This is a genomic window from Rhodococcus sp. Leaf225 (assembly GCF_001426145.1).
GTDB lineage: Bacteria > Actinomycetota > Actinomycetes > Mycobacteriales > Mycobacteriaceae > Rhodococcoides.
Genome location: NZ_LMRN01000009.1, coordinates 146,576 through 169,233 on the forward strand (window position 1 = coordinate 146,576; position 22,658 = coordinate 169,233).

19 protein-coding genes are annotated in these 22,658 nt (G+C 69.3%); 6 read left to right on the top strand and 13 right to left on the bottom strand.

What is annotated here, in order from left to right; all coding sequences use genetic code 11:
* Positions 1-31 precede the first annotated feature (31 nt).
* Positions 32-3,481, bottom strand: a complete 3,450-nt coding sequence (locus tag ASG69_RS05050; RefSeq protein WP_156380438.1) for an ATP-binding protein — start codon at positions 3,479-3,481, stop codon at positions 32-34.
* A gap of 134 nt (positions 3,482-3,615) precedes the next feature.
* Here ASG69_RS05050 and ASG69_RS05055 point away from each other — a divergent pair, with 134 nt between their 5' ends.
* Positions 3,616-4,158: a hypothetical protein gene (locus tag ASG69_RS05055; protein ID WP_056440918.1), complete on the top strand. Its 543-nt coding sequence runs from the start codon at positions 3,616-3,618 to the stop codon at positions 4,156-4,158.
* 67 nt (positions 4,159-4,225) lie between these two features.
* Here ASG69_RS05055 and ASG69_RS05060 read toward each other — a convergent pair whose 3' ends face one another.
* From ASG69_RS05060 to ASG69_RS05075, 4 genes are all read right to left on the bottom strand, one after another.
* The gene (locus tag ASG69_RS05060) at positions 4,226-5,317 is read right to left on the bottom strand and encodes an inositol-3-phosphate synthase (protein WP_027506003.1); all 1,092 of its coding nucleotides are present in this window, start codon (positions 5,315-5,317) and stop codon (positions 4,226-4,228) included.
* A complete protein-coding gene (locus ASG69_RS05065; RefSeq protein WP_027506004.1) occupies positions 5,310-5,948 on the bottom strand; it encodes a PadR family transcriptional regulator in 639 nt (212 codons plus the stop codon). The genes ASG69_RS05060 and ASG69_RS05065 overlap by 8 nt, the downstream gene beginning before the upstream one ends.
* Positions 5,949-6,075: 127 nt before the next feature.
* Complete coding sequence (locus tag ASG69_RS05070) at positions 6,076-6,915, bottom strand: DUF1707 SHOCT-like domain-containing protein (protein WP_056440921.1); 840 nt, start codon at positions 6,913-6,915, stop codon at positions 6,076-6,078.
* 9 nt (positions 6,916-6,924) lie between these two features.
* A complete protein-coding gene (locus ASG69_RS05075; RefSeq protein WP_162246736.1) occupies positions 6,925-7,722 on the bottom strand; it encodes a DUF1707 SHOCT-like domain-containing protein in 798 nt (265 codons plus the stop codon).
* A 138-nt stretch (positions 7,723-7,860) separates the two neighbouring features.
* On the opposite strand from ASG69_RS05075, the gene ASG69_RS05080 reads away from it, so the two are divergent.
* The 3 genes from ASG69_RS05080 (at position 7,861) to ASG69_RS05090 (ending at position 12,789) form a co-directional block, all read left to right on the top strand.
* On the top strand, positions 7,861-8,280 hold the full coding sequence (locus ASG69_RS05080) for a DUF5318 domain-containing protein (protein WP_056695695.1): 420 nt from the start codon (positions 7,861-7,863) through the stop codon (positions 8,278-8,280).
* A 655-nt stretch (positions 8,281-8,935) separates the two neighbouring features.
* On the top strand, positions 8,936-11,026 hold the full coding sequence (locus ASG69_RS05085; protein ID WP_081821327.1) for a transglycosylase domain-containing protein: 2,091 nt from the start codon (positions 8,936-8,938) through the stop codon (positions 11,024-11,026).
* Between the two features lie 245 nt (positions 11,027-11,271).
* Positions 11,272-12,789, top strand: coding sequence for a glycosyltransferase family 87 protein (locus ASG69_RS05090; protein ID WP_082544267.1), 1,518 nt, complete (start codon positions 11,272-11,274; stop codon positions 12,787-12,789).
* Here ASG69_RS05090 and ASG69_RS05095 read toward each other — a convergent pair.
* From ASG69_RS05095 to ASG69_RS05125, 7 genes are read right to left on the bottom strand one after another with little or no spacing between them, the layout of a single operon-like run.
* Complete coding sequence (locus ASG69_RS05095; protein WP_027506008.1) at positions 12,752-13,219, bottom strand: universal stress protein; 468 nt, start codon at positions 13,217-13,219, stop codon at positions 12,752-12,754. The genes ASG69_RS05090 and ASG69_RS05095 overlap by 38 nt on opposite strands.
* A gap of 22 nt (positions 13,220-13,241) precedes the next feature.
* On the bottom strand, positions 13,242-14,471 hold the full coding sequence (locus tag ASG69_RS05100; protein WP_235578858.1) for a TerD family protein: 1,230 nt from the start codon (positions 14,469-14,471) through the stop codon (positions 13,242-13,244).
* Between the two features lie 38 nt (positions 14,472-14,509).
* Complete coding sequence (locus tag ASG69_RS05105; RefSeq protein WP_056442152.1) at positions 14,510-15,337, bottom strand: hypothetical protein; 828 nt, start codon at positions 15,335-15,337, stop codon at positions 14,510-14,512.
* A gap of 44 nt (positions 15,338-15,381) precedes the next feature.
* Positions 15,382-16,491, bottom strand: a complete 1,110-nt coding sequence (locus ASG69_RS05110) for a cysteine protease StiP family protein (protein WP_056440927.1) — start codon at positions 16,489-16,491, stop codon at positions 15,382-15,384.
* On the bottom strand, positions 16,488-17,750 hold the full coding sequence (locus ASG69_RS05115) for a phosphoribosyltransferase family protein (RefSeq protein WP_235578859.1): 1,263 nt from the start codon (positions 17,748-17,750) through the stop codon (positions 16,488-16,490). Before ASG69_RS05115 ends, ASG69_RS05110 begins: the two co-directional genes overlap by 4 nt.
* Positions 17,751-17,758: 8 nt before the next feature.
* On the bottom strand, positions 17,759-18,943 hold the full coding sequence (locus tag ASG69_RS05120; protein WP_056440932.1) for an HpcH/HpaI aldolase/citrate lyase family protein: 1,185 nt from the start codon (positions 18,941-18,943) through the stop codon (positions 17,759-17,761).
* A gap of 16 nt (positions 18,944-18,959) precedes the next feature.
* On the bottom strand, positions 18,960-20,252 hold the full coding sequence (locus ASG69_RS05125; protein WP_056440935.1) for a hypothetical protein: 1,293 nt from the start codon (positions 20,250-20,252) through the stop codon (positions 18,960-18,962).
* 77 nt (positions 20,253-20,329) lie between these two features.
* On the opposite strand from ASG69_RS05125, the gene ASG69_RS05130 reads away from it, so the two are divergent.
* Complete coding sequence (locus ASG69_RS05130; RefSeq protein ID WP_027506015.1) at positions 20,330-20,905, top strand: TerD family protein; 576 nt, start codon at positions 20,330-20,332, stop codon at positions 20,903-20,905.
* Between the two features lie 171 nt (positions 20,906-21,076).
* Entirely contained in the window at positions 21,077-22,189 is a 1,113-nt protein-coding gene (locus ASG69_RS05135) for a DUF475 domain-containing protein (protein WP_056440938.1), read from the top strand.
* Between the two features lie 10 nt (positions 22,190-22,199).
* Here ASG69_RS05135 and ASG69_RS05140 read toward each other — a convergent pair whose 3' ends face one another.
* Positions 22,200-22,511, bottom strand: coding sequence for a helix-turn-helix transcriptional regulator (locus ASG69_RS05140; protein ID WP_081821310.1), 312 nt, complete (start codon positions 22,509-22,511; stop codon positions 22,200-22,202).
* Positions 22,512-22,658: the final 147 nt, after the last annotated feature.

A 22,658-nucleotide genomic window follows, 5' to 3' on the forward strand; every position in this document is an offset into this window, starting at 1 on the left:
TCTTGCGGACGGCCGCGTCGGCGAGTAGCAGTCAGCGCTCGGAGTTCTCCACCAAGGCCGCGACGGCGTCGATGCGCCGCCGGACCGCCGAGGCTCCGATGACGTCCGCACGGGTGCGGGCCGACGCCAGAGCGCGGGCCGCGAGCCGTCCGGTGCGGGCGTGCTCGATGCGGAGACCGAGATACGCGTCCTCCGCGCTCCATCCCTCGAAGCCGCGGGCGACGTGCAGGCGCCGCGCGGCGTGCAGATGGCGACCCGCTCGCTCGACGTGACCGGTGGCCAGGGACGCGTCGGCCAGGTGGTGGTGCACCACGCCGAAGACGCTCGGGGCGACCGACACGGTCTGCTCCGCGTAGGGCAGCAACCGTTCGTACACGTCGGTGCACACCAGTGTGTTGCCCACCGTGGCACCGGCACGGGCGATGAAGGTCATCGACATCAGCCAGAGCATGTCCGGGGCGATCGCCGCGAGCCGTTGCTCGTCGTACCAGTTCATCAGCTCGCGCGCCTCGTCCATGCGTCCGACGTCGGCGAGCGAGGACGCCACGACCGGGCGGAACGCCGGGATCAGGTCGAACATCGTGGCCATCTCGTCGCGCCGATCCGCGAAGTGCCGGAGATCTCCGCGCATCGTCCGGAGGGTGAGGATCGACGTGTGTTCGCGGCCGTAGGTGTGGCTGCCGAGCGCGGCGTCGGGCGTCTCGCAGATCCGTGCCAGCACGGTCTCCGCGCGCACCAGTCGTCCTGCCGACACGTCCACGCCGAACTTGGAACACACCATGGCCCAGGTCATCTCGGGGTCGCCCGCGAGATCGGCCCGGGTCACCGCCGCGAGTGTCGAGTCGGCGCCGCCGAGGTCGCCGAACGCCTGCTGGGTCCTGGCCAGGATGGTGGCGGCGGACGGATCGCGATGCCGCCGAGACGATGTCGACTCCAGCTCGACGAGACGTGTCATCGCCTCTTGGCGCAGATCCCAACACTGGGGCACCAGGAGGCACCACAGCATCGCGCGCAGCGCCGCCTCGAGGGCACTGCGGTCTCCCACCGAATGCGCCAGCGTCACAGCCTGTTCGAGAAGGTCGCGGCGTTCCTTCCAGTCATCGGTCCAGCTCAGCTCCATGGCCAGCAGAACCAAAACCTTGGCCGTGGCGGCACTGTTCGCGCGGCCGGAGTCCTCGAGGACGTGCAGTGCGTCGTGCAGGCTGTCGAGTCGTTCCGGCAACGGGTCGAACATCTGGAACAGGCCCGCACCACTGATCGTGTCCGCCAGCGTCGCGTCGACCTGCAGGTCGACGTCGCCCAGTCTCCGCGCCATGGCGATCGCGTCGAAGAGAGTGGCCCGGTAGGACCGGTCGATGCACTTGCGCTGCGCCCGGCCGAGGTCGATCAGCAGTCGGCACCGCTCGCGGGAGTCGCCGTGCGGCACCATCTTCCGAAGGGCGGTCCGGTACCCCACCACCGCGTCCTCGTACGCTGACACCGCGTAGGCGGCGTCGCCGGCACGCCGCGCGTAGAGCGCGGCCTCGGAGCGGTCGGAGTCCAGCGCCCTGCCGAAGTGGTACGCGATGCGCGCGAGTTCGTCGGCGGTGGTGTCGGCACCGAGATCGACCAGGGCCCGAGCCACGTCGGAGTGCATCTGCGCTCGCCGCGCCCCGGGTATCGCGTCGTACAGAGTCGACTGCACGAGAGCGTGTCTCATCACCAGCTCGTCGTCGGTGTCGCCGGCGACCAGGAAGTTCACGGCCAGCAGTTCGTCGAGGGTCTCGGCGAAACGGAGATCGGACGGGATCGTCGAGGCGGCCCGCAGCAGCGGGCGCGAGACCGTCACCCCGGTCACCGCGCACAGTTCGAGCAGAGTGACTGCGTCACAGCTGAGTTCGCGACTCGCGAGACGCACCGCGTCCGTGACCGTGAAGGGGAGCGAGCCGCCGGGTTCGCGCTCGTGTGCCGCGATGACGGCTGCGACCAGCAGGGCGGAGCCACCCGTCCGTGCCACGATGGCCTCGGGGTCGAGGGTCGAGTTCTGCTCGCGAAGGAGGTCGTGCACCGCGGCCAGAGACAGTCCGCCCAGGGTGATCTCGCGGAACCCCGCCGACAACCGGATGACGTCGAGGGTCGCCTGGAGTTCCGGGGACACGAGGTTCTCGTCCCGCATTGTCGCGAGGATGCAGAGTCGGTCGTTCTGCGTCGACCGCGCGAGATGGCGGACCAGGGCGGCCGTCGTGCCGGAGGCCCACTGCAGGTCGTCGATCACGAGCAGGGTCGGGGCCTGTCGAGCGGGCCCGACGAGCCACCGCTGCACCGCGTCGGACGCCCCTGTGCGGTCGTCGTCCACGTGCGGGGGGATGAGGTCCCCGAATCGACGTGCGGCCCCGGGGATGATGCCGAGGATGTCGGCGCCGTTGGTCCGCAGCCACTGACGCGCTCCGATGACGCCGCGCGAGTCGAGGTCGCGGGTGACTGCCTCCACGAACGGTTCGTACGGGATGGTCGAGTGTTCGCTGCAGCGACCCGACACGACGTCCGTGCCGGCGGCGCGGGCACGCTGCATGACGGCGCGGGCGAGTGACGTCTTCCCTGCCCCCGGCGGACCCGAGACCAGGAGAAACCGTCCATGACCGGCAGCGGCCGCCTCGAGGTCCTCGACGATGCGGCTCATCTCGACATCGCGTCCGACGAAGGCGGATCCCACCGGCGGCTCCTCGCGCTGCGCTGGGGTGGTCTCGGTATCGTCCTCCAACAACTCCAGGTACAACGACTGGGTCTCGCGTGAGGGGCTCACCCCGAGCCGGTCCGCCAGCACCGCTCGGCATCGCGCCGCCGCCCCGAGAGCCTGTCCGCGGTCGCCCAGTGCCACGTAGCCACGCATGGCGATGCGGTACGCGCTCTCGCGCAGGGGGTCGGCTGCCAGCAGGGACTCCGCGGAGGACACGGCGTTCTCGAACGCACCGAGATCCATCGACGCGGTGGCGTCCGCTTCGAGGGCCGTGAGCCGCAGGTCGTCGAACTCTCGCCGGACGTCGTCCGCCCACGCGCCGTGGGCTCCGACGAGCACGGGTTCGGCGAGCAGACGCAACGCCGTCCGGGCATCGCGGGCACGGTCCGCGGGTGATCCCTCCGTGCGGCGGCACGCGTCCCGGATCTCCTCGAGATCGACCGTGGTGTCCGGCGGAAGAGTCAGACGCACCATGCCGGTACGGGACACGATCGACGTACCCGCGATGTCCGCGGCGTCGAGAACGTCCCGCACCTTCGAGATCACCCCACGCAGCACAGAATTCCAGGTGCGCGGCCGCTCCTCGGGCCAGAGCAGGTCCGCCAACTCGTCGTGCGAGACCTCTCGATGGCGATTGAGCGTCAGATACGACAGCAGTTCGACGCAGCGCGGCCCACCGATGATGCGGGGATCGACCACCCGAGAGCCACGCTCGACGGTGACGGCACCGACGAGTCGGACGGAAGCGGGTGAGTCACTCGTCACCTGACAAGTCTAGTCAGCTGTGCGTATTTGCGCCGCACGCAGGCACTTTTGCACTTCTTGTGCACGCGTCGGGCACGGTGAGTACAGGAGAATCCGGCCGACCCGGCCGGCGCACGACCCTCAGGAGCGACCCCATGCCTCGAACCTCCGTCACGGCCTGCCTGCTGGCGGGGTCCGTCGCCTCGCCCCTGTGCCCACAGCGGAGCCACCGACTGGGTTCCGGCCCGTCCTGCGGTACCGCGGACGTCGCGTCCGACGGGATGTTCACCTACTCGCGTACGGCGTCCGTGGACCGGTGGGAGGACGACCCGTCGTCCTTCGGCTCCGATCGCTTCACCATCGTCGTCACCGACGGGGACCACGAGGTGGGGGAGATCGTGATCACGCCGGTGTTGTCCACGAGTGCGACGGAACCGATCACGGCCGTCGGCGTGGTCACCACCGAGGGCACCGTCGTGACGTACGAGCACGACGCGGCGGCGTCCGCACGTCGCCGACCGCTCACGGAATCGTCTCCTCCGCGGGGGCCGCGCGTGACGGGTGCGCATCATCGACTCGCCGTCGTCCGCTTCGGTACCGAGACCTGCGATCAGACGTTCCAGGTGTTCGTGTCCGACGGTGTCCGCGGCACCACGTCGTACCTGCTCGGCGTCCCCGACGGCCCGCTCGACCGGTGAGACGCCGACGGGGCCGCCGCGGCCGAGTGATCGACCGTGACGACCCCGTCGGGACGTTCGCGAGTGGCTACTGCTCGTCGGAGCCGATGATGAACGCCTCGAGCTGCTGACGAGCGATGTCGTCGGCGAGCTGCTTCGGCGGGCTCTTCATCAGGTACGCGGACGCGGGCACGACAGGTCCGCCGATTCCGCGGTCCTGAGCGATCTTCGCTGCGCGCACGGCGTCGATGATGACGCCGGCGGAGTTCGGGGAGTCCCAGACCTCGAGCTTGTACTCGAGGTTCAGCGGGACGTCACCGAACGCGCGACCCTCGAGGCGGACGTAGGCCCACTTGCGGTCGTCGAGCCAGCCGACGTGATCGGACGGGCCGATGTGCACGTCCTTCGCATTGAACTCACGCTGCAGGTTGGACGTGACGGCCTGCGTCTTCGAGATCTTCTTCGACTCGAGGCGCGTGCGCTCGAGCATGTTGAGGAAGTCCATGTTGCCGCCGACGTTCAGCTGCATCGTGCGATCGAGCTGGACGCCGCGATCCTCGAACAGCTTGGCCATGACGCGGTGGGTGATGGTGGCACCGACCTGGCTCTTGATGTCGTCGCCGACGATGGGCACACCGGCGTCGGTGAACTTCTTGGCCCAGACCGGATCGGACGCGATGAAGACGGGCAGCGCGTTGACGAACGCGACCTTCGCGTCGATGCAGGCCTGCGCGTAGAACTTGTCGGCTTCTTCGGATCCGACGGGCAGGTAGGAGACGAGCACGTCGACCTTCGCGTCACGCAGTGCCTGCGCCACGTCGACCGGCTCCGCGTCGGAGATCTCGATGGTCTCCGAGTAGTACTTGCCGATGCCGTCGAGTGTCGGGCCGCGCTGGACGCTGACGTCGCTCGGGGGCACGTCGGCGATCTTGATGGTGTTGTTCTCGCTGTTGAAGATGGCTTCGGACAGATCGAAGCCGACCTTCTTGGCGTCCACGTCGAACGCGGCGACGAACTCGACGTCGCGGACGTGGTACTTGCCGAACTTCACGTGCATGAGGCCGGGAACGGTGGTGTTCTCGTCGGCGTCCTTGTAGTACTGCACGCCCTGAACCAGGGACGACGCGCAGTTACCCACGCCCACAATGGCCACGCGCACCGCAGTGCTGTTGTCACTCATGGTCGGGTTCTCCTTCTTTTCCGTATCGGGTGGCCGGAGCCGACGTGCTCTCCGGGTGTGCCACGGCCGAGGTGTCGGTCGTGGGTGCGGGCGGTGGACTCTCCGAAGTGATCGCCATTGCCTCGGCAGCGATCAATTCGTTGAGCCACCGCACTTCGCGCTCGCTCGACTCGAGGCCGAGCTGATGCAATCCGCGCGTGTACCTGTCCAACGACCCACTTGCTCGGCCGATGGCGTCGCGGAGCCCCTCACGGCGCTCCTCGACCTGGCGACGCCGACCTTCGAGTATCCGCATCCGCGCCTCAGCGGGGGTGCGCCCGAAAAAGGCCAGGTGTACGCCGAATCCATCATCTGTGTAGTTCTGCGGACCCGTGTCCGCGACCAGCTCGGTGAACCGAGCTCGGCCGGCCGGCGTGAGTTCGTAGACACGACGTGCCCGACGCTTGACGGCGCCCTGGACTCCGGGGTTCTCGACGATGAGCCCGTCCGCCTGCATACGACGCAAGGTGGGGTAGAGCGAACCGTACGAGAAGGCCCGGAAGGCACCGAGAAGTCCGGTGAGTCGCTTACGAAGCTCGTAACCGTGCATGGGTGTCTCCAGGAGCAGGCCGAGGATCGCCAGTTCGAGCATGTGCGGTCCCCTTCCTGTTCCGACCCGAGTCCGCGTCGAGATGACGCTCGCTCACTATAACCGCCACATGTATCGGGCCGATATATGGGGGTACATGTAACTGTCGAGAACATGAACACGGGCCCCGTCAGGGACGGTGGGGGCTGACCCGCGTGACCTCACCGGCCAGGGTGGCCTGCAGGTATCCACCGCGGCCGTCCGCATCCGCGGCGTAGACCAGTACCTCCGGCACTCCCTCGTTGCGCACGATCACGTGGGTGACCGACGCGTCCGGTACCTCGACGAACGACGCGGAACCCGCCATCAGGCCCGCCAGTGCCGCGACGTCGAGCACGGTGAGGTCGAAGGGCAGCTCGTCCGTCTCCCTCGGGCTCGTGGCGGTGGACTCCTCGAAGCCGCCGCGGACCGACACGTCGCGCACGCGGTCGCTCTCGGCGAGGCGCGTCAGAGAGGCGCGATCGTCCGACGGGTACAGCACCAACTCGGTGACCTCGGGGTCGCCGAATCGTGTGATCCACCGGTCGCGGAAGTCGGCCAGGCCCTCCGGGGTGTCGAACACGAAGGGTCGCGCGACGATCGGCGTCGCGGTGCCCGCGGCCGTCGCTCCCGGGCCGACGGACGACGACGGAGCCGTGACGCTCGGCGACGACGGTGCATCGGATCCGCGGACCGCCAAGACTACGGCGACTCCGAGGACGAGGACCACCACGAGCAGACCCACGATCACCGGGCGCCGGGACGGTCCGGGTGCGGGCCGTACCGCCTCGGGCAGCGGTACGTCCGCCTGCAGATCGGCGGCCAACGCGTGGAGATCGCCCAGTGTCGTCGCCGTTCTCGCCGCCGCCACCCGTGACCGGTGCTCGTCGAACGTCAGCTGCCCGTCCGCGTACGCGGTGTCGAGAGCGGTCGCGACCACCGCGCGATCGATGTCACGGGCGCGCAGCCGTCGATCCTGTCCGGTCGCCATCGTCGTCTCCTACGCGGTCGGATCGAACGGGGTGACGCTGAGGAAGTCGCCCGACAGGGACGCCTCGAGGTATCCGTCCTCGTTAGCGGCCTCGTTGCTCGCGTGCAGGCTGATCGCGGGGCCGGCGCCGGTGTCACGGACGAACAGGTACAGCGAGTCGATCTCGGCGATGTTCAGGCTCGCGCCGGCGCCCAGAACCAACCCGCCGAGCACGCCGGGGCCCAGGTCGGCGAGGTCGACGGTCGCCGTCTCACGGTCCCTGTCCGCGTCGTCCGACTGTCTCCACTCGCCGTCGCGGTACTGATAACGCCTCTCCCGGCCCGGATCGTCGGGACTCGGCGCCCTCAGCAGCGCGTACTCGGAGTAGAACATCAGCTCGTCGACGACGGTGGTTCCCAGCAGCATGCCCGTCGACGCCACGATGTCGTCCATCGCGCGCGGTTCGAGGTTGCCGGCCGAGCCGTAGGTGCCGGTCGCGCTGTCGTCGGACGCACAGGCGCGGACACCGAAGAACAGGAGTGCGGCGACGACCAGGAGAACAGCCCACCGGATCACCGCGCTCAGCACGCTCGGCCGACCCCGACGGGAGAGCCCCGCGGCTGCCGCCCCGGGCGACGCCATCGGAGCCAGGTCCGACTCGCCCTGCAGATCGCCGATCAGATCGTGGAGGTCCTCGAGCCCACGTGCATCGGTGGCGAGGGCGATGCGGGTGGCGTGCTCCTCGGCGTCGATCTGGCCGTCCGCGAGCGCACGGTCCAGCGCGGCGCACGCGTGCACTCTGTCCTGGTCACGCGCTCTGACACCCACAGATCGGACCGTCGGCATCGCCAGATGGTAGGCCCGTGGACCGGGTCCCTCGAGTGCTCCGGCTCCACGGCTCCGCTCCAGCGCACGGGACGGGGTCGAGCACCACCCCACCTCGACGGCGCACGTACTCTGGTCACCGTGAGATCACAGCGGCAGGTGGTGGACTACGCGTTGCAGCGCAAGTCGCTGCTCGCCGAGGTCTACTCCGGACGAACGGCGATGGCCCAGGTCTGCGACGCCGATCCCTACCTCCTCCGAGCGGCGAAGTTCCACGGTCGGCCGTCCACCGTGGCGTGCCCCATCTGCCGGAAGGAGCAGCTCACGCTGGTCTCCTGGGTGTTCGGGGAGAAGCTCGGGACGATGAACGGCTCGGCCCGGACCGCGGACGAGCTCACCCGACTCGCCGGCACGCAGGAGGAGTTCTCCGTGCACGTCGTCGAGGTCTGCCGAACCTGCAGTTGGAACCACCTCGTGCAGTCGTACGTCCTGGGGGCCGTTCCGGCGCCCAAGAGCCCCCGCACACGCTCCGCCTCCCGCCGACGCACGGCCAGTGAGTGACGGATGCAGGTCGTCGGCGGTACCGTCCGTCGGTGGTCCCCCGCGCAACCGAGTCGAACGAGCCCGACGCACACGTGACCGTCGCCACCTGGTCACACGTGCGTCCTGACAGTGGAGTACGTGAGTGAGTTCCCCCTACGACAGTTCCGGTGACGATCGCGGGCGTCCGTCCGGCCGCCACGGTCGACCCGACGGGCCCGGGGAACCACCGCGTCACGGGCGCCCGAGCCACGAGCCGGTCCGCGATCCCCAGCAGCGGCCGTCGGGCCCACCCCCACCGCGTGCGCCTCGCCGGGACGGCCCCGGTGGTCCCCCGCCGAGCTGGCCGCCGGCCGATCACCCGCGGCGCCCGGCCTACGGTCCGCCGTCCTACGACGATCGTGGACCGGACACCACCCAGATTCCCCCGACCGCGCCCCCGCCGCGGTCGCAGGCGTTCTCGCAGCCGCGCCCGTACTCGGACGATCCACGGGCGACCGACGTTCCACTTTCCCGGCCCGTGACGTCCCACTCGCGTGGCGACGCCGACGGTGACCGGGACCGGTTCGGTGGAGGACCCACCGAACCGCCATCAGGAGGTACTGCCACGAAGACGAAGAAGAAGTCGAAGTGGAAGGTCCTGCGGCGCACGCTGTACGGCTTGATCGCGCTGGGCATGGTCGTTCCGGTCCTGGTGTTCATGGTCGCGTACGTCGTCGAGGACGTTCCGCGCCCCGGTGACATCAAGACCAACCAGGTCGCCACCGTCCTCGCGTCGGACGGAACGTCCGTCCTCGGCACGGTGGTCCCTCCCGAGGGCAACCGCACCGACGTCGAGATCGGACAGATCCCCGAGCACGTCCGCAATGCGGTGTTGTCGGCCGAGGATCGCGACTTCTACTCCAACCCCGGATTCTCGGTCACCGGCTTCGCACGCGCCGCTCGCGACAACGTGCTCGGGCGCGACAGCGCCGGTGGTGGATCCACCATCACGCAGCAGTACGTGAAGAACGCGCTCGTGGGGTCCGAGCGGACGCTCACCCGCAAGATGCGCGAGCTGGTCATCTCCTCGAAGATGGCGCGTCAGTGGACCAAGGACGACATACTCGCCGCGTACCTCAACACCATCTACTTCGGCCGCGGCGCGTACGGCATCGCGGCGGCGTCGAAGGCGTACTTCGACAAGCCCGTCGAGCAGTTGAGCGTCGAGGAGGGTGCCGTGCTCGCGGCCACCATCCAGCAGCCCTCCGGACTCGATCCGGAGAACAACCCGACGGGTGCGCAGAGCCGCTGGAACTACGTCCTCGACGGCATGGTCACGATGGGTGCGCTCGATCAGACCCAGCGTCAGGCGATGCAGTACCCGCAGTGGCGACCGCTCGCCTCGGTGGACAGCGGCGACGCCGCCGACGCCGGCCCGAACGGACTGATCAAGAACCAGGTGCTCAAGGAGCTCACCGCGTCGGGCATCAGTGAGCAGGACCTGAACACCGCCGGACTGCAGATCACCACGACGATCGATCCGCAGGATCAGCAGGCCGCCATCGACGCCGTGAACTCCAACATGGAGGGCGAACCGTCCGAGCTGCGCACGGCGTCGGTGTCGATCGACCCCCGCACCGGTGCGGTGCGCTCGTACTACGGCGGTGTCGACGGCCGCGGCTTCGACTTCGCGCAGTCCGGCCTGCAGACCGGTTCGTCGTTCAAGGTCTTCGGCCTGGCGGCGGCTCTGGATCAGGGCATCCCGCTGTCGCAGATGTACGACAGCTCGCCGCTGACGGTCAACGGCATCTCTATCGGCAACGTCGAGGGCGAGTCCTGCGGCACCTGCACCATTGCCGAGGCGCTCAAGCGGTCGCTCAACACGAGCTTCTACCGGTTGCAGCTCAGCCTCGACGGCGGCCCGCAGGCAGTGGCCGACATGGCGCACCGCCTCGGTATCCCGACCGAGGTCGAGGGCATCGGCGAGACCCTGACCGAGCCGAACGGCGCCGGCCCCAACAACGGCATCGTGCTCGGGCAGTACCAGTCCCGTGTCATCGACATGGCCAGCGCCTACGCGACGCTCGCCGCATCGGGTACCTACCACGCACCGCACTTCGTGCAGAAGGTCGTGACGGCCGACGGCACCGTGTTGCTCGATCGCGGAGCGGACCCCGGCGAGCAGCGGGTCGACCCTGCCGTCGCGGACAACGTCACGGCGGCCATGCGTCCCATCGCGGGCTACTCGAACGGCCACAACCTGGCCGAGGGACGCGCCTCCGCCGCGAAGACCGGCACCGCGCAGCTCGGTGACACCGGCGAGAACAAGGACGCCTGGATGGTCGGGTACACGCCGTCTCTGGCGACGGCAGTGTGGGTCGGTACCGAGCAGGGCCTCCCGCTGGAGAACAGCTACGGCGGACCCATCTACGGCTCCGGACTTCCGTCGGACATCTGGAAGGACACGCTCGACGCGTCCCTCGAGGGCTCGCCCGTCGAGTCGTTCCCCGCACCGGGTGCGATCGCCGGCCAGGCCGGTGTGCCGCAGTACTCGGCACCCGCGCCGACACGGACCGCGGCGCCGCCCACGTCCTCTTCCGCAGCGCCGGAGCCCACGACGCCGGAGCCCGTCGCTCCGCCGGTCGTCGTCCCGTCGCAGGTCGAGATCCTGCCGGGCATCACCATCCCGGTTCCCGGTCTGGCCCCGGCGCCGGCGGAACCTTCCGCCGTCACCCCGCCCGACGACGGGGCGGCTCCGGAGCCGGCCACGCCGCCCGGCGGCTAGGGGTGACGGGCAGGCCGGAGGCCGGTCGGGATTCGGCGGGCAGGCCGGAGGCCGGTCGGGATTCGGCGGGCAGGCCGGAGGCCGGTCGGGATTCGACGGGCAGGCCGGAGGCCGGTCGAGTTTCGGCGGGCAGGCCGGAGGCCGGTCGGGACGACTCGTCCGACGAGTTGTTGGCGAGTCCGGGTGAGTTGGCGACGGATCGACGCTCCGCTCGTCGGCGCGATCGGCCGAGTCTGACCGACCCCATGGTTGCGGAGTTGTCGACGGTGGTCGGCGGCCCCGTCGGCAAGCACGCATTGGTGGGGCGGCAGCGCCACATCACGCCACTGCGCGTGATCTTCGCGTTCACGGTCGTGTTTCTCGCGCTGGGCTGGTTCGGCAAGGCCGCGTGCATCCAGCAGGCCCCGAACGGCCCCGGCGGCGAGCTGGGACTCGACTGGAGCGGGAGCCGTCAGTACGTCGCGATGTGCTACTCCGACGTGGTCCCCCTCTACGGCGCGGAGCGCCTCGATCAGGGCGCGTTCCCGTACAAGAAGTCGTGGGAGGAAACGGGTTCCGACGGTTCCACGATCACCCGGTACATGGAGTATCCGGTGGTGGCGGGGCTGTACCAGTACGTGTCGATGCAGGTGGCCCACGCGTGGTCTGCGGTCCCGTGGTTGCCGCAGGCGCTCACGGTCGCGCTGTATTTCAACGTGGTGGCGTTCGGCTCCGCCCTCGCCTGGATCGTGACGATCTGGGCGACCACGATGTTGGCGGGACGTCGGGTGTGGGACGCCGCGCTGGCCGCGTGTTCCCCTCTGGTGATCGTGCACGTCTTCACCAACTTCGACGCCCTCGCAACGGTATTCGCCTCCGGTGGGTTGCTGGCGTGGGCGCGACGCAGGCCGGTGCTGGCCGGTGTCCTGCTCGGCATCGGGGGCGCGACGAAGCTCTACCCGCTGTTCCTGCTCGGTCCGCTCCTCGTGCTGTGCATCCGCACGGGGAACATCAGGGACTGGTCGCGGACCACGGCGGCGGCGCTCTCGGCGTGGGTTCTGGTCAATCTGCCCATCGCACTGCTGTTTCCGCGTGGCTGGTCGGAGTTCTTCCGACTGAACTCCGACCGCGGCGCCGATCCGGACTCGCTCTACAACGTGGCCCGGTCGTTCACCGGCTGGGCCGGATTCGACGGCCCGCTCGGTCCCGGCGAGAAGCCGGTGATCCTCAATCTCGTGACGGCGCTGCTCTTCGTGGTCGTGTGCCTCGCCATCGGCTGGGTGGCGCTGACGGCTCCGCGGCGTCCTCGCCTGATGCAGCTGTGTTTCCTCGTGGTCGCCGGTTTCCTGCTGACGAACAAGGTGTGGAGTCCGCAGTACTCCTTGTGGCTGGTGCCGCTCGCGGTCCTGGCTCTGCCGCACCGGCGAATCCTGTTGGCGTGGATGACCATCGACGCACTCGTCTGGGTTCCGCGGATGATGTACTACCTGGGCGTGGCCGACAAGGGTCTGCCCGAGCAGTACTTCACGGCGACCGTCCTGGTGCGCGATCTCGCCGTCGTCGGATTGTGTGTCCTGGTGGTGCGGCAGATCTACCGGCCGGTGGACGATCTGGTGCGTCGCAGCGGCGACGACGATCCGGCCGGTGGTGTGCTCGACGGAGCACCCGACGCGTACCCGTCGTGGGTGCCGGCGATGGTGCGTCCGCGGCCCGTCGAGGTTCCGATCGCGGATGCGGCGCCACCGCCTAGGGCACCACGGTCACCGGCCACCGACCCAGCTTGACCAGTCGGACGGCGACGGAGCCGAAGATGCGGTGCCCGGCAGACTCGGACGTGCCCACGACGATCGCGTCGGCACGCAGTTCGTCGCCGACGGCGGCGAGTCCCATCGCCGGGTCGCCGCGGAACGTCCGGAACTCCCAGTTCACGTGCTGGTGCTCGCCGAAACGCACCACGTGGTCGCGGATCTCGGTGAGCAGCTGGTCCGCCACCTGGCTCCCCGAGTCGTAGACCACGCCGCTCGCCTGCGCGAAGGCGCCGGCCGCCAGCGTCTGCACGTAGACCAGCACGAGCTTGGAGTGCTGCCGGCGCGCCAGTCCGGCGGCGTACGCGGCCGCCCGCCAGGAGGAGTCGGAGCCGTCGAGGCCCACGACGATCAGCTTGGGGCCGTCCACTCCGTACTCGAAGACGGAGGGATCGTTCGACGAGGTCACGACCCGAGCCTACGACTCCTCGTCAGGAGAGGTACGGACGGAGCTGCGGCAACGCTTCGCCCGCGTGCTTGGCGTTGATGCCGTCGCCGATCGCCTGCAGCTTCCACTCGCTCCCGGCTCGGTACACCTTGGCCATGACCAGCCCGGTGAACGGCATGCCGCCCTGCAGCGTGAAGCGTGCCAGCTCGGTGTTGATCGTGTTGTCGACCAGGCGGGTGAAGGCGTTCGCCACCTGCTCGAACGTCTGCCCGCGGTACGAGGTCACGATGAAGACGATCGAGCTCACATGGGCGGGCACCCGCGTCAGGTCCACCGTGATCACCTCGTCGTCGCCCTCGCCCTCGCCGGTGAGGTTGTCGCCCTGGTGGACGATCGACCCGTCCTTCGACCGCAGCTGGCCGAAGTAGACGACGTCGGCGTGCTTGTCGCCGGAGAACATCAGCGCCGAGGCGTCGAGATCGACGTCCGCGCTGCGCCCGCCTCCGAAGAAGCCGGCCTTCTTGATGGGGTCCCAACCGAGGCCCATGCGGATGGTGGTCAGTGCGACGCCACCGTCCTTCTTCAGCGTCACCTTCTGACCCTTGGTGAGGCTGACGGGCCGAGCCTTCGTCAGGCTCACCTCGGCGGGGGCCGCGGGCGCAGAAGGTGCCGGGGGTGCCGCGGGCGGCGGCGTGGGGGCCGGCGGAGGTGTGGGAGCGGCAGGCGGAGGTGTGGGTGCAGCAGGCGCAGGCGCCGCTGCGAAAGCGTCGTCCACCGAGACCCCGTGGTCACCGACGAGAGCGGCGAACCCGCCCGCGTAACCCTGGCCCACGGCACGGACCTTCCAGCCGTCGCCGCGCCGGTACAGCTCGAGCGCGATGACGATGGACTCCGTCGTGAGGCCGTCCACGGTGTACGAGTAGAGCGTCGCACCGGTGCCGCCGTCGATCACGTGGGCGGTGGGCGCGGAGACGCGTCCGAAGCTGCTCGACGAGTCGTCGAGCGTGACGACGACTCGGATCTGCGTGATGTCGGCCGGGACCGCGGCGAGGGTCACGGCGACTTCCTGCGGCCCACCCTGGCCCGGAACCAGCTGCACACCGGGGCCGGAGGGCTGGTTGAAGAAGACGAAGTCGGCGTCGGAGCGAACCTTGCCGCTGTCGGTGACGAGCAGGGCGGAGATGTCCGCCGGTGCGGTCAGCTCGAGACCGATGCGAACGGTGGCGGTGGACAGAGGAGCATTCTGTCCCTTGGTCAACGGCTGTGCAGCCACGTCTCGTCCTCTTCCGGGGTGGTCGGGTACGTCCGAATTCAGCGTACGTGTGTCGGCGGGGCAGCGGCGGAGCCCGACGTGCCGGCCGTTGCCCGGAACCAGTGCAGGATCTCCTCGCTCGCAGCACCGCCGGACCGTTCGGTGACCACCAGCCCGGGGGCGTCCCACTGCAGCAGTTCCAGTTCACCGTGCCGCGGACGGATGGCGGCGGTCGCGGCACGAAGCATCTCCGCGTCGAGGGCGCCGTCCCCGGCGGCGAGCACCGGGGCGTCGGCCTCCAGCGTTCCCGCGTTCACGCACCGTCGGCGCACCTCGGCGACGGCATGCGACTTGCACACCGCGTCGGGCATCGCATAGACCTTGCGGCCCTGCCGGGACACGCCCCAGCCGCGCTCGGTGCACCAGTGTGCGAACTCGTCGACGAAACCCTCGGGCATCGTCTCCACGTTCACGACGAGGTAGCAGAACAGATCGTCCGCCGTCCGCTGCGTGAGCACCCACGAGTCGTCGCCCCGCCGTGTCATCTCCGCGGTCACCTCCGCGAGCGGCACCGCGGACCCGGCGACGGCGTCCTCGACGGCGCGGCGCCAGTCGAGATCCGGCTCACCGTCGACGAGGATGGTGGCCCCGTTGGTCGTGATCGCATGCCGCCAGGGTGCTCCCGGCAGGGCGATGCGTCGGAACTGCTCGACGGTGCGCGTCGTGGTCGGCACCACCACGACCTCGGACGCGAGGCTGGTGAGCAGGTCGGCGGCGCGTGTGGTCATGTACGACAGCGGAGCGCCCTCGTAGTACTCGACGCAGCGCACGTCGTCGTCCTGTCCGTCCGTGCGACCCTCCGCCAAGGCGGTGGCGCTGTAGATCATCGTGCGGTCGAGATCGGTCGCGACCAGTGCGGTCCTCGCCTCGGTCACGAGACGTCCCGGACGAGACCCATGCAGGAGTAGGCGAGATCGGGAACGACGTCCACGGGCACTCCCCTCGCCTCGGCGAGCATCCGGATGTGGCGGTGCTCCGGCGCCCGCGCGTCGCGCACGAGAACGCGCCACGGGACCCGGCGGAGCAGCACGCGGGTGGTCTCTCCCACTCCGGGTTTGACGAAGTTGACCGTGCTGATGCCGTACTCCTCCCGTACACGCTCGACCGAGGCCCAGCCACTCCACGTCGGTGTCCGGTCGGCGGACCGTACCGTCGACAGTCCCTTTGCCACGGCGTCCGCGGTATCGTCGAATCTGGCGGACACGCTGTCCAGCAACAGGTTCGACACGTCCACCGCGGCGAGGTCGGCGTAGAACTTGGCGCCGTGGAACTCACCGGGCCCGATGAGCGTGTCGTTGAGCACGGTGCGGGAGATCAGGCCCGACACCGTCGAGTTGAGGCATGCCGACGCGATGAGGAAGTCGTCGCGGGTGCCGTAGGTGGTCACACAGTGCCCGGGGTCCGCCAGTACCGCGAGCCGGTCGTCGAAGCGGGGGCCTCCCGCCCGGTGCACCGCGTCGAGGGCGGCGGTCAATTCCCGAGTGATGGCGCCCTTGCCGGTCCACCCGTCCACGAAGACGACGTCGGCCGGGTCGTGGTGACGGGCGAGATGATCCAGTGCGGCCGAGTCGATTCCGCGATCGCGCACGATGGACACGGCGTAGTGCGGCCACGTCAGACCGCGCACGTCTCGCGCCCAGCGGCGCATCAGGATGCCGATGGGGGTGCCGGCGCGGGCGAGAGAGGCGAGCACCAGGTTCTCACCGCGCTCGGCGATCACCAGATCGGTGACGATGCCGACCGCGGTGGCGAGGCGCGTCGCGCTCTCCTCCAGGACGGTGGCGAACAGGTCGCGGTAGGCGGCATCGGGTTGATACTCGACGGGCAGGCTCTCGGCGTAGTGCGCTGCGCCCGATTGGATCTGCTGCTCCCGCGACGCGGTGTCCGCCTCCAGCGAGACGTGCGAGAGATCCTTCAGGAGCCAGGACACCTCGCCCGCCGCGTAGGACCCGAACGCCGGACCGTGCAGCGGTGCCGTCATCGAGACTCCGTCCGCAGCGAGTGCGGATCCGCCGCCACCACGGCGACGGTGACGTCGATACCGGTGCGGGTGAGGGCGTCCACGAGACCGTCCGGACCCGTCAACGCCTCGGTGTCCGCGGGCGGATCCACGACGAGAAGAACGGGGCTCGGCGCCTCCTCGTCCGGTACCCGAGCGTTGTAGAGATGACGTCGGCCACCGGCCGCGGGTTCCGGTGCGACGAACGAGAAGCCGCGCCGCAGCGGGTAACCCGGCTCGTCGAGCACATGAGCGGGTGAGCGGGTGGTGGTCTGGAACAGGGTCGGCGTTCCGCGGTCCGACAGTGCGCGGGCGATGCGGAGCGGGAGGTACATCAGTTCCTCGTGCCCGATCACGACGGTGGTGCCCGAGCCGAGGTGCGGTCGCAGCAGATCGGCCGACTCCTCGACCGCGGCGTCGAAGGCGGCGACGTCCTCGGCCCGAAAACCGTGGCGACCGCCGTCGGGCACTCCGGCCGGCCAGGGCACGTCGACCCTGGTGACGGTCCCTCGGTGGGGAGCATCCACCGGTGCAGACGCAGCGGGTAGCGCTTCCACGACGGCGATGATGTCGTCGGGCAGATGCACGGTGCCCGTCGCGAGCGACACCGAGTCGATGACCACCCCGAGTTCCGCAGCGACGCGGTCGGTCTCGCGGCGCTGATCCGCCGAGCGCATGTCGACGAGCGAGGCGATCACGTAGCGCGCCCGCGGCGCGAGTGCGTGCACCGCGCGAATGGCACCGAGGGCCGTCGTTCCCGTGGAGATCTCGTCGTCGACCAGGACCATCGGGAGGTAAGAGGGCAGGTCGCGCTCCGGATCGGTGGGTAGGAGGCGATGATCCGTCGCGTGCGAGTGGCCCTCCTCGAACTCACCGTGCACGGCGAATCCCTCGACGGGTCGACGGGTCGAGTGGATGTAGGACCGTGCGCCGAGGCGCGTCGCCACGCAGTGACCGAGTCCCGTCGCGGTCTCGGCGAATCCGAGTACCACCACGCCGTCGTCGTGCCCGGCGAGCACGTCGGCACACAGGGAGCCCAGGAGCTCACCTGCTCGGATCACCTCGGCCGGGTCCTGCGGGATGTGTTTGCCCAGAACGGTCGACACCAGCAGGTGTGCTCGGCGCGGGTTGCGCCGCAGCCCCGGCTGCACCAGGTCGCCCACCCGCCGGCCCACCGACGAGGTGCCGTGCTCGAGGACGAGCCCCAGTTCCGCTGTCGCCCAGGGCAGTCGACGGTCCATCGCGCGGCTCATCGTGCAGTGCCGGTCGTGGACGCGGGACGCCTGGCCAGTGCCTGCATCACGTCGACGAACGACACACCCTCGGCGGTGACGCCGAAGACGGCGGCCCGGCGCAGCGTCTGCTCGGCCCACGGCCGGTGCGGGCCGAGTTCGTTCATCTTGTTGCCGTAGCCGGAGGCGAGGACGCCGCCTCCGCCGGAGGACGACGCGATGGCCTGTGCATCCTGATACTCCTCGTGGGTGACCACCGACAGCGAGTGCACGGCGGCGACGTGGGACGGGTGGATGACGGTCTTGCCGTGCAGCCCGTTGGCACGGTCGAGCGCGACCTCACGGAGCAGACCGTCGATGTCGCGGCTGACCAGCTGCTGGCGGAAGCGGACGGCGTCGTGCTCGGCGAAGGGCGTGGCTCGCAGCATCGGGCGGAACAGCCGCTCGTGGTCGGCGAAGTACTCCCAGACCGGGCCGGTGACGACGAAACCCGTTCCGTCACTGCGCCCGAGGTGATTGACGATGGCGCCGATGGTGTCCGCGACCACCCGCACGTCGTAGATCGTCAGGTCGCGGTCGCGTCGGATCCCGAAGGCGCCGCTCATGTCGGTGGCACCGACTCGCACCGCCAGGACGCTGTCGCGGTATCGGTCGAGCACGTCACGTGCACCGGCCAACTCGTCGTCACGGGTCTCCCGGTAGACCATCTCGCGGGACTCCATCACGGGCATGACCACCAGGTGTCTGCCCGCTGCGGCCGACCGAGCGGCCACCTCCTCGAGAAACTTCTCGCCGCTCTCCGGCCGGAACTTGGGAAGAACGAAGCCGTGCAGGACGTCGATGCCGGTGGTGAGACGGTCGCAGACGTGGTGCATGTCCTCCGCCGTGCGGACGCGGACGAAGACGGCGGCCTCGGGCGGATCGACGGCGAGTGCGTCCAGCGCGGCGACCACGTGTCCGCGCGCCGCTTCGAGGTCGGCGTCGGCAACGGCGTCCTCGAGATCGAGCACGACGGACCGGGAGCCCTCGGCCGCGCGCTTGCGTACCGTCTCCACCAGGTTTGCCCTGGTGGCCGGGACGTAGAGCGTGGCGCCCAGGGCGAGCGCCCGCGTCGTGAGGTCGCTCTCCGCGGTCACGGCGACGGGCGGGCGGTGGAACAGGTACTCGAGTGTGGCGGGTTCCAGGTGAGAGAAGTGCTGCACTGCAACCCCTTTCGTATCAGGTCCGACTCTGTCGGCCGCGGATGCGGTCGACCACACCGGAGATGAAGTCCTCGACGGAATCGAGTTCGCGCAGGTACGCCCAGTAGTCGGGCCGGCCCGTTCCGAGTGCCGCGGCGGCCCTCTCGATCCGTGCGAGCTGAGCATCCAACACCGAGCCCCATTCGGCAACCAGTCCCCGGTCGACGGCCAGCAGCTGCGCGTCGCGCAGCCGGAACCGGACGCGCCGATCCACGGCCCCGGGGTCGTCCCGCACCTCGCGCAGGCGTGCCAGGCGTCCGGTGACGGCCTCGATGTCCGCCTCCGCGTCGGCCAGATGCTGCCGTGCGGCGGTGATCCGGTCGAGTGCCTCCTCCGGGTCGCCTCGGTCGCGTGCGGTCGCCGCGTCGTCGATGTCGCGGGCCGCCTCGACCATGTGGGTCTCGCAGTTCTCCCGAGCTCGGGAGAGATCGTCCGAGCTGGCGGCCACGAACTCGCGCAGCAGGGCGGAGTAGGCGGGCGCGATGTACTCGGCCTTGGTGCCGACCGCCTGGAGCCGAGTGCGGACCGATGCCAGGGCGGTGGACGCCGATCCGGCGCGGCCGGGTGCCTCGGCGAGTGCCTGGCGGAGATCGTCCGCGGCGGAGCGCACCTGCGCTGCGCGGCCGGTGACCGCGGTGCCGCTGCCCCCGGATTCCGCCGCCGCGAGACCGTCCAGTGCACGGTGTACCGCGGCGACGGCGTCACGCACGGAGCGATAGGAGTGGTGCGGTTCCGATCCGGTGACGGTTGCCAGTACCGAGGTCGCCGCGGTGCGTGCGTCGTTCGCCAGGCGCGGGACCGCGGCGTACTCGAGCGTCGCGTGCTCGAGCCGTGCCCGGTGCGCCTCGTAGAACTGGTCGACCGCGGCGCTGGCGGCGGAGAGGTGGGCGATGGCGGTGGCGAAGGCGTCGTACGCCTCCTCGCTCGCGTCGGACTCGGGGCGCTCCGTGGCCGCCAGATACGAGGCACCCGCTGCGAAGCACTGCTCCTCCACCGGCCGCCAGCGCGCTCGCAGACTGTCGTCCGACCTGCCCAGTCGTTCCAGCGCGTCGACCCCCGCGGATGCGATCGACTGACGCTTGTCCATGTCGAGGAAGGTCCGGACCGTGTCGGCCCGGATGGCGGCGACCGCCTCGGTGCGCGCCCGGCCGCGGCTCAGGCGCCCGGGCCAGCGGTGTGTCACCCGCCCGATGGTACTGGCGGCGCCGTTCTCGGACGCGCCGGCGATCTCGAGTCGCACCGGCTCGCGGGAACGCTGGTGCGATGCCACACGTTGGGGGTATGAACGCGAGTGGACAGCACTTTCCAGCACGCGACCGGTAGCACGCAACCGAAAGGACTCGAGCCATGGGCGTCAGCCTGACCAAGGGTGGCAATGTCTCCCTCACGAAAGCCGCACCGAACCTCACGGCCGTCTCGGTGGGTCTCGGATGGGACATCCGCACGACCACCGGCACCGACTTCGACCTCGATGCCAGCGCCATCGCGCTCGGTACGGACAAGAAGGTGGTCAGCGACCAGCACTTCGTGTTCTTCAACAACCTGAAGAGCCCCGACGGGTCGATCGAACACACCGGTGACAACACCACCGGTGAGGGCGACGGCGACGACGAGGTCATCAACGTCGAGCTCTCCGCCGTGCCGCCGAACATCGACACCATCAACTTCCCGGTGTCCATCTACGAGGCCGACGCACGCTCGCAGTCGTTCGGCCAGGTCCGCAACGCCTACATCCGCGTCGTCGACAAGTCCAACGGCACCGAACTCGCCCGCTACGACCTCAGCGAGGACGCCTCGACGGAGACCGCCATGGTGTTCGGCGAGCTCTACCGCAACGGTGCGGAGTGGAAGTTCCGCGCCGTGGGACAGGGCTACGCCTCCGGTCTGGCCGGCATCGCCCGCGACTTCGGAGTGAACGTCTGACCCCTGTGAAGGAGTAATGTCCCGCTCGACGGGGCATTCGGTCCGAGTACCGGAGAGTGTTGCGCGTCGTCCTCGTCGGACGGCGCTGCGACACTCTCCGTTGCATGTGGGGGCAACGACGCCCCGTCGCCGGAGCCCGCAGGGATCGACACCAGAGAAAGGCCACCACCCGTGGTTCTACGCATCTTCGGATGGTCGTTCGCGATCACCGCGCTCGCCATCGTGGTGGCCTTCATCTACGGGAGCTGGCAGGCCGTCGCTCTCGTCGTGATCCTCGGCATCCTCGAGGTGTCGCTGTCCTTCGACAACGCGGTCATCAACGCGACGGTCCTGCGCCGGATGAGCGAGTTCTGGCAGAAGATCTTCCTCACCATCGGCATCATCATCGCCGTCTTCGGTATGCGGCTGGTCTTCCCGCTGGTCATCGTCTGGGCCGCGTCCGGCCTGGGCCCCGTGGCGGCGCTCCGTCTCGCGCTCAACCCGCCCGCGGACGACGCCGCCTACTTCCCCGACGGCAGCCCGTCGTACGAGACGCTGATCACCGACGCGCATCCGCAGATCGCCGCGTTCGGTGGCATGTTCCTGCTCATGCTGTTCCTCGGCTTCATCTTCGAGGAGCGCGAGCACACCTGGCTCTCGTGGATCGAGAAGCCGCTGGCCAAGGCCGGCAAGCTCGACATGATGTCCGTGATCGTCGCCGGCATCCTGCTGGTTCTCGCGGCCGAGTTCATGGCGGAGGACGACAAGATCTCCACGGTCATGGTGTCCGGCGTGCTGGGCATGGTCACCTACATCGCGGTGAACGGCCTCGGCAATCTGTTCCACGTCCCCGGTGAAGACGAGGAGGAGGCCTCCGGCGGGCCGTCGGACCTCGCGAAGGCCACCGGCAAGGCCGGCTTCTTCCTGTTCCTCTACCTCGAGGTCCTCGACGCGTCCTTCAGCTTCGACGGCGTCATCGGCGCGTTCGCCATCACCGCCGACCCCATCATCATCGCCCTGGGCCTCGGCTTCATCGGTGCGATGTTCGTGCGGTCGCTCACGGTCTATCTGGTGCGCAAGGGCACGCTCGACGACTACGTGTACCTCGAGCACGGCGCCCACTGGGCCATCGGCGCACTGTCGATCATCCTGCTGGTCTCGATCGGCGTGCACATCAACGAGATCATCACCGGACTCGTCGGTGTGGTCCTCATCGGACTGTCGTTCCTGTCCAGCGTGCGCCGTAACCGGCGCCTCGCGGCCGAGGGGCATGCCGACGACGCCAAGGTGCACATCCAGGAATGACGGGCGGACCTCAGAGTTCGTCGATGTCGATCAGGCCGTCCTGCAGGGCCCGCGCGACCAGGGATGCCTTGGTCGGTGCGGGCCGGCCGACGGCCGCGTACTTCTGACGGATCCGCGTCAGGTGGGTGTTCACCGTTCCGAGCGAGAGGAACATGCTGGCCGCGACGGCCGGCTTGGAATCGCAGCGGAACCAGCTGATGAGCACCTCGATCTCACGAACCGTGAGGTTGGGGCGCTGGTAGGTGGTGCTGTCGGTGTGGCCATGCGTGCGAACGGTGGCCGAGCCGTCCTGATCCGGACGGCGCCATGTCGTGGTCGTCACTGGTGTGCCCTTGTTTCTCGTGTCCCTGGTTTCGGTCGAACTGCCGGTTTCTTCAGCAGTCTCTCACCGAACAGTCGGTTTTGTCATCGTTTCCCGGAGAATGACTCGTCACGAACTCTGCCGGACGAGTGCACACATTCTGTAAAA

Bases quoted from the DNA above. Each gene is read 5' to 3' on its own strand.
- ASG69_RS05130 (WP_027506015.1), top strand. From the start codon at position 20,330: ATGGGCGTCAGCCTGACCAAGGGTGGCAATGTCTCCCTCACGAAAGCC.
- ASG69_RS05105 (WP_056442152.1), bottom strand. From the start codon at position 15,337: ATGATCTACAGCGCCACCGCCTTGGCGGAGGGTCGCACGGACGGACAG.
- ASG69_RS05060 (WP_027506003.1), bottom strand. From the start codon at position 5,317: ATGAGTGACAACAGCACTGCGGTGCGCGTGGCCATTGTGGGCGTGGGT.
- ASG69_RS05090 (WP_082544267.1), top strand. From the start codon at position 11,272: ATGGTTGCGGAGTTGTCGACGGTGGTCGGCGGCCCCGTCGGCAAGCAC.
- ASG69_RS05070 (WP_056440921.1), bottom strand. From the start codon at position 6,915: ATGGCGACCGGACAGGATCGACGGCTGCGCGCCCGTGACATCGATCGC.
- ASG69_RS05110 (WP_056440927.1), bottom strand. From the start codon at position 16,491: ATGACGGCACCGCTGCACGGTCCGGCGTTCGGGTCCTACGCGGCGGGC.
- ASG69_RS05055 (WP_056440918.1), top strand. From the start codon at position 3,616: ATGCCTCGAACCTCCGTCACGGCCTGCCTGCTGGCGGGGTCCGTCGCC.
- ASG69_RS05065 (WP_027506004.1), bottom strand. From the start codon at position 5,948: ATGCTCGAACTGGCGATCCTCGGCCTGCTCCTGGAGACACCCATGCAC.
- ASG69_RS05115 (WP_235578859.1), bottom strand. From the start codon at position 17,750: ATGGACCGTCGACTGCCCTGGGCGACAGCGGAACTGGGGCTCGTCCTC.
- ASG69_RS05085 (WP_081821327.1), top strand. From the start codon at position 8,936: ATGGTCGTTCCGGTCCTGGTGTTCATGGTCGCGTACGTCGTCGAGGAC.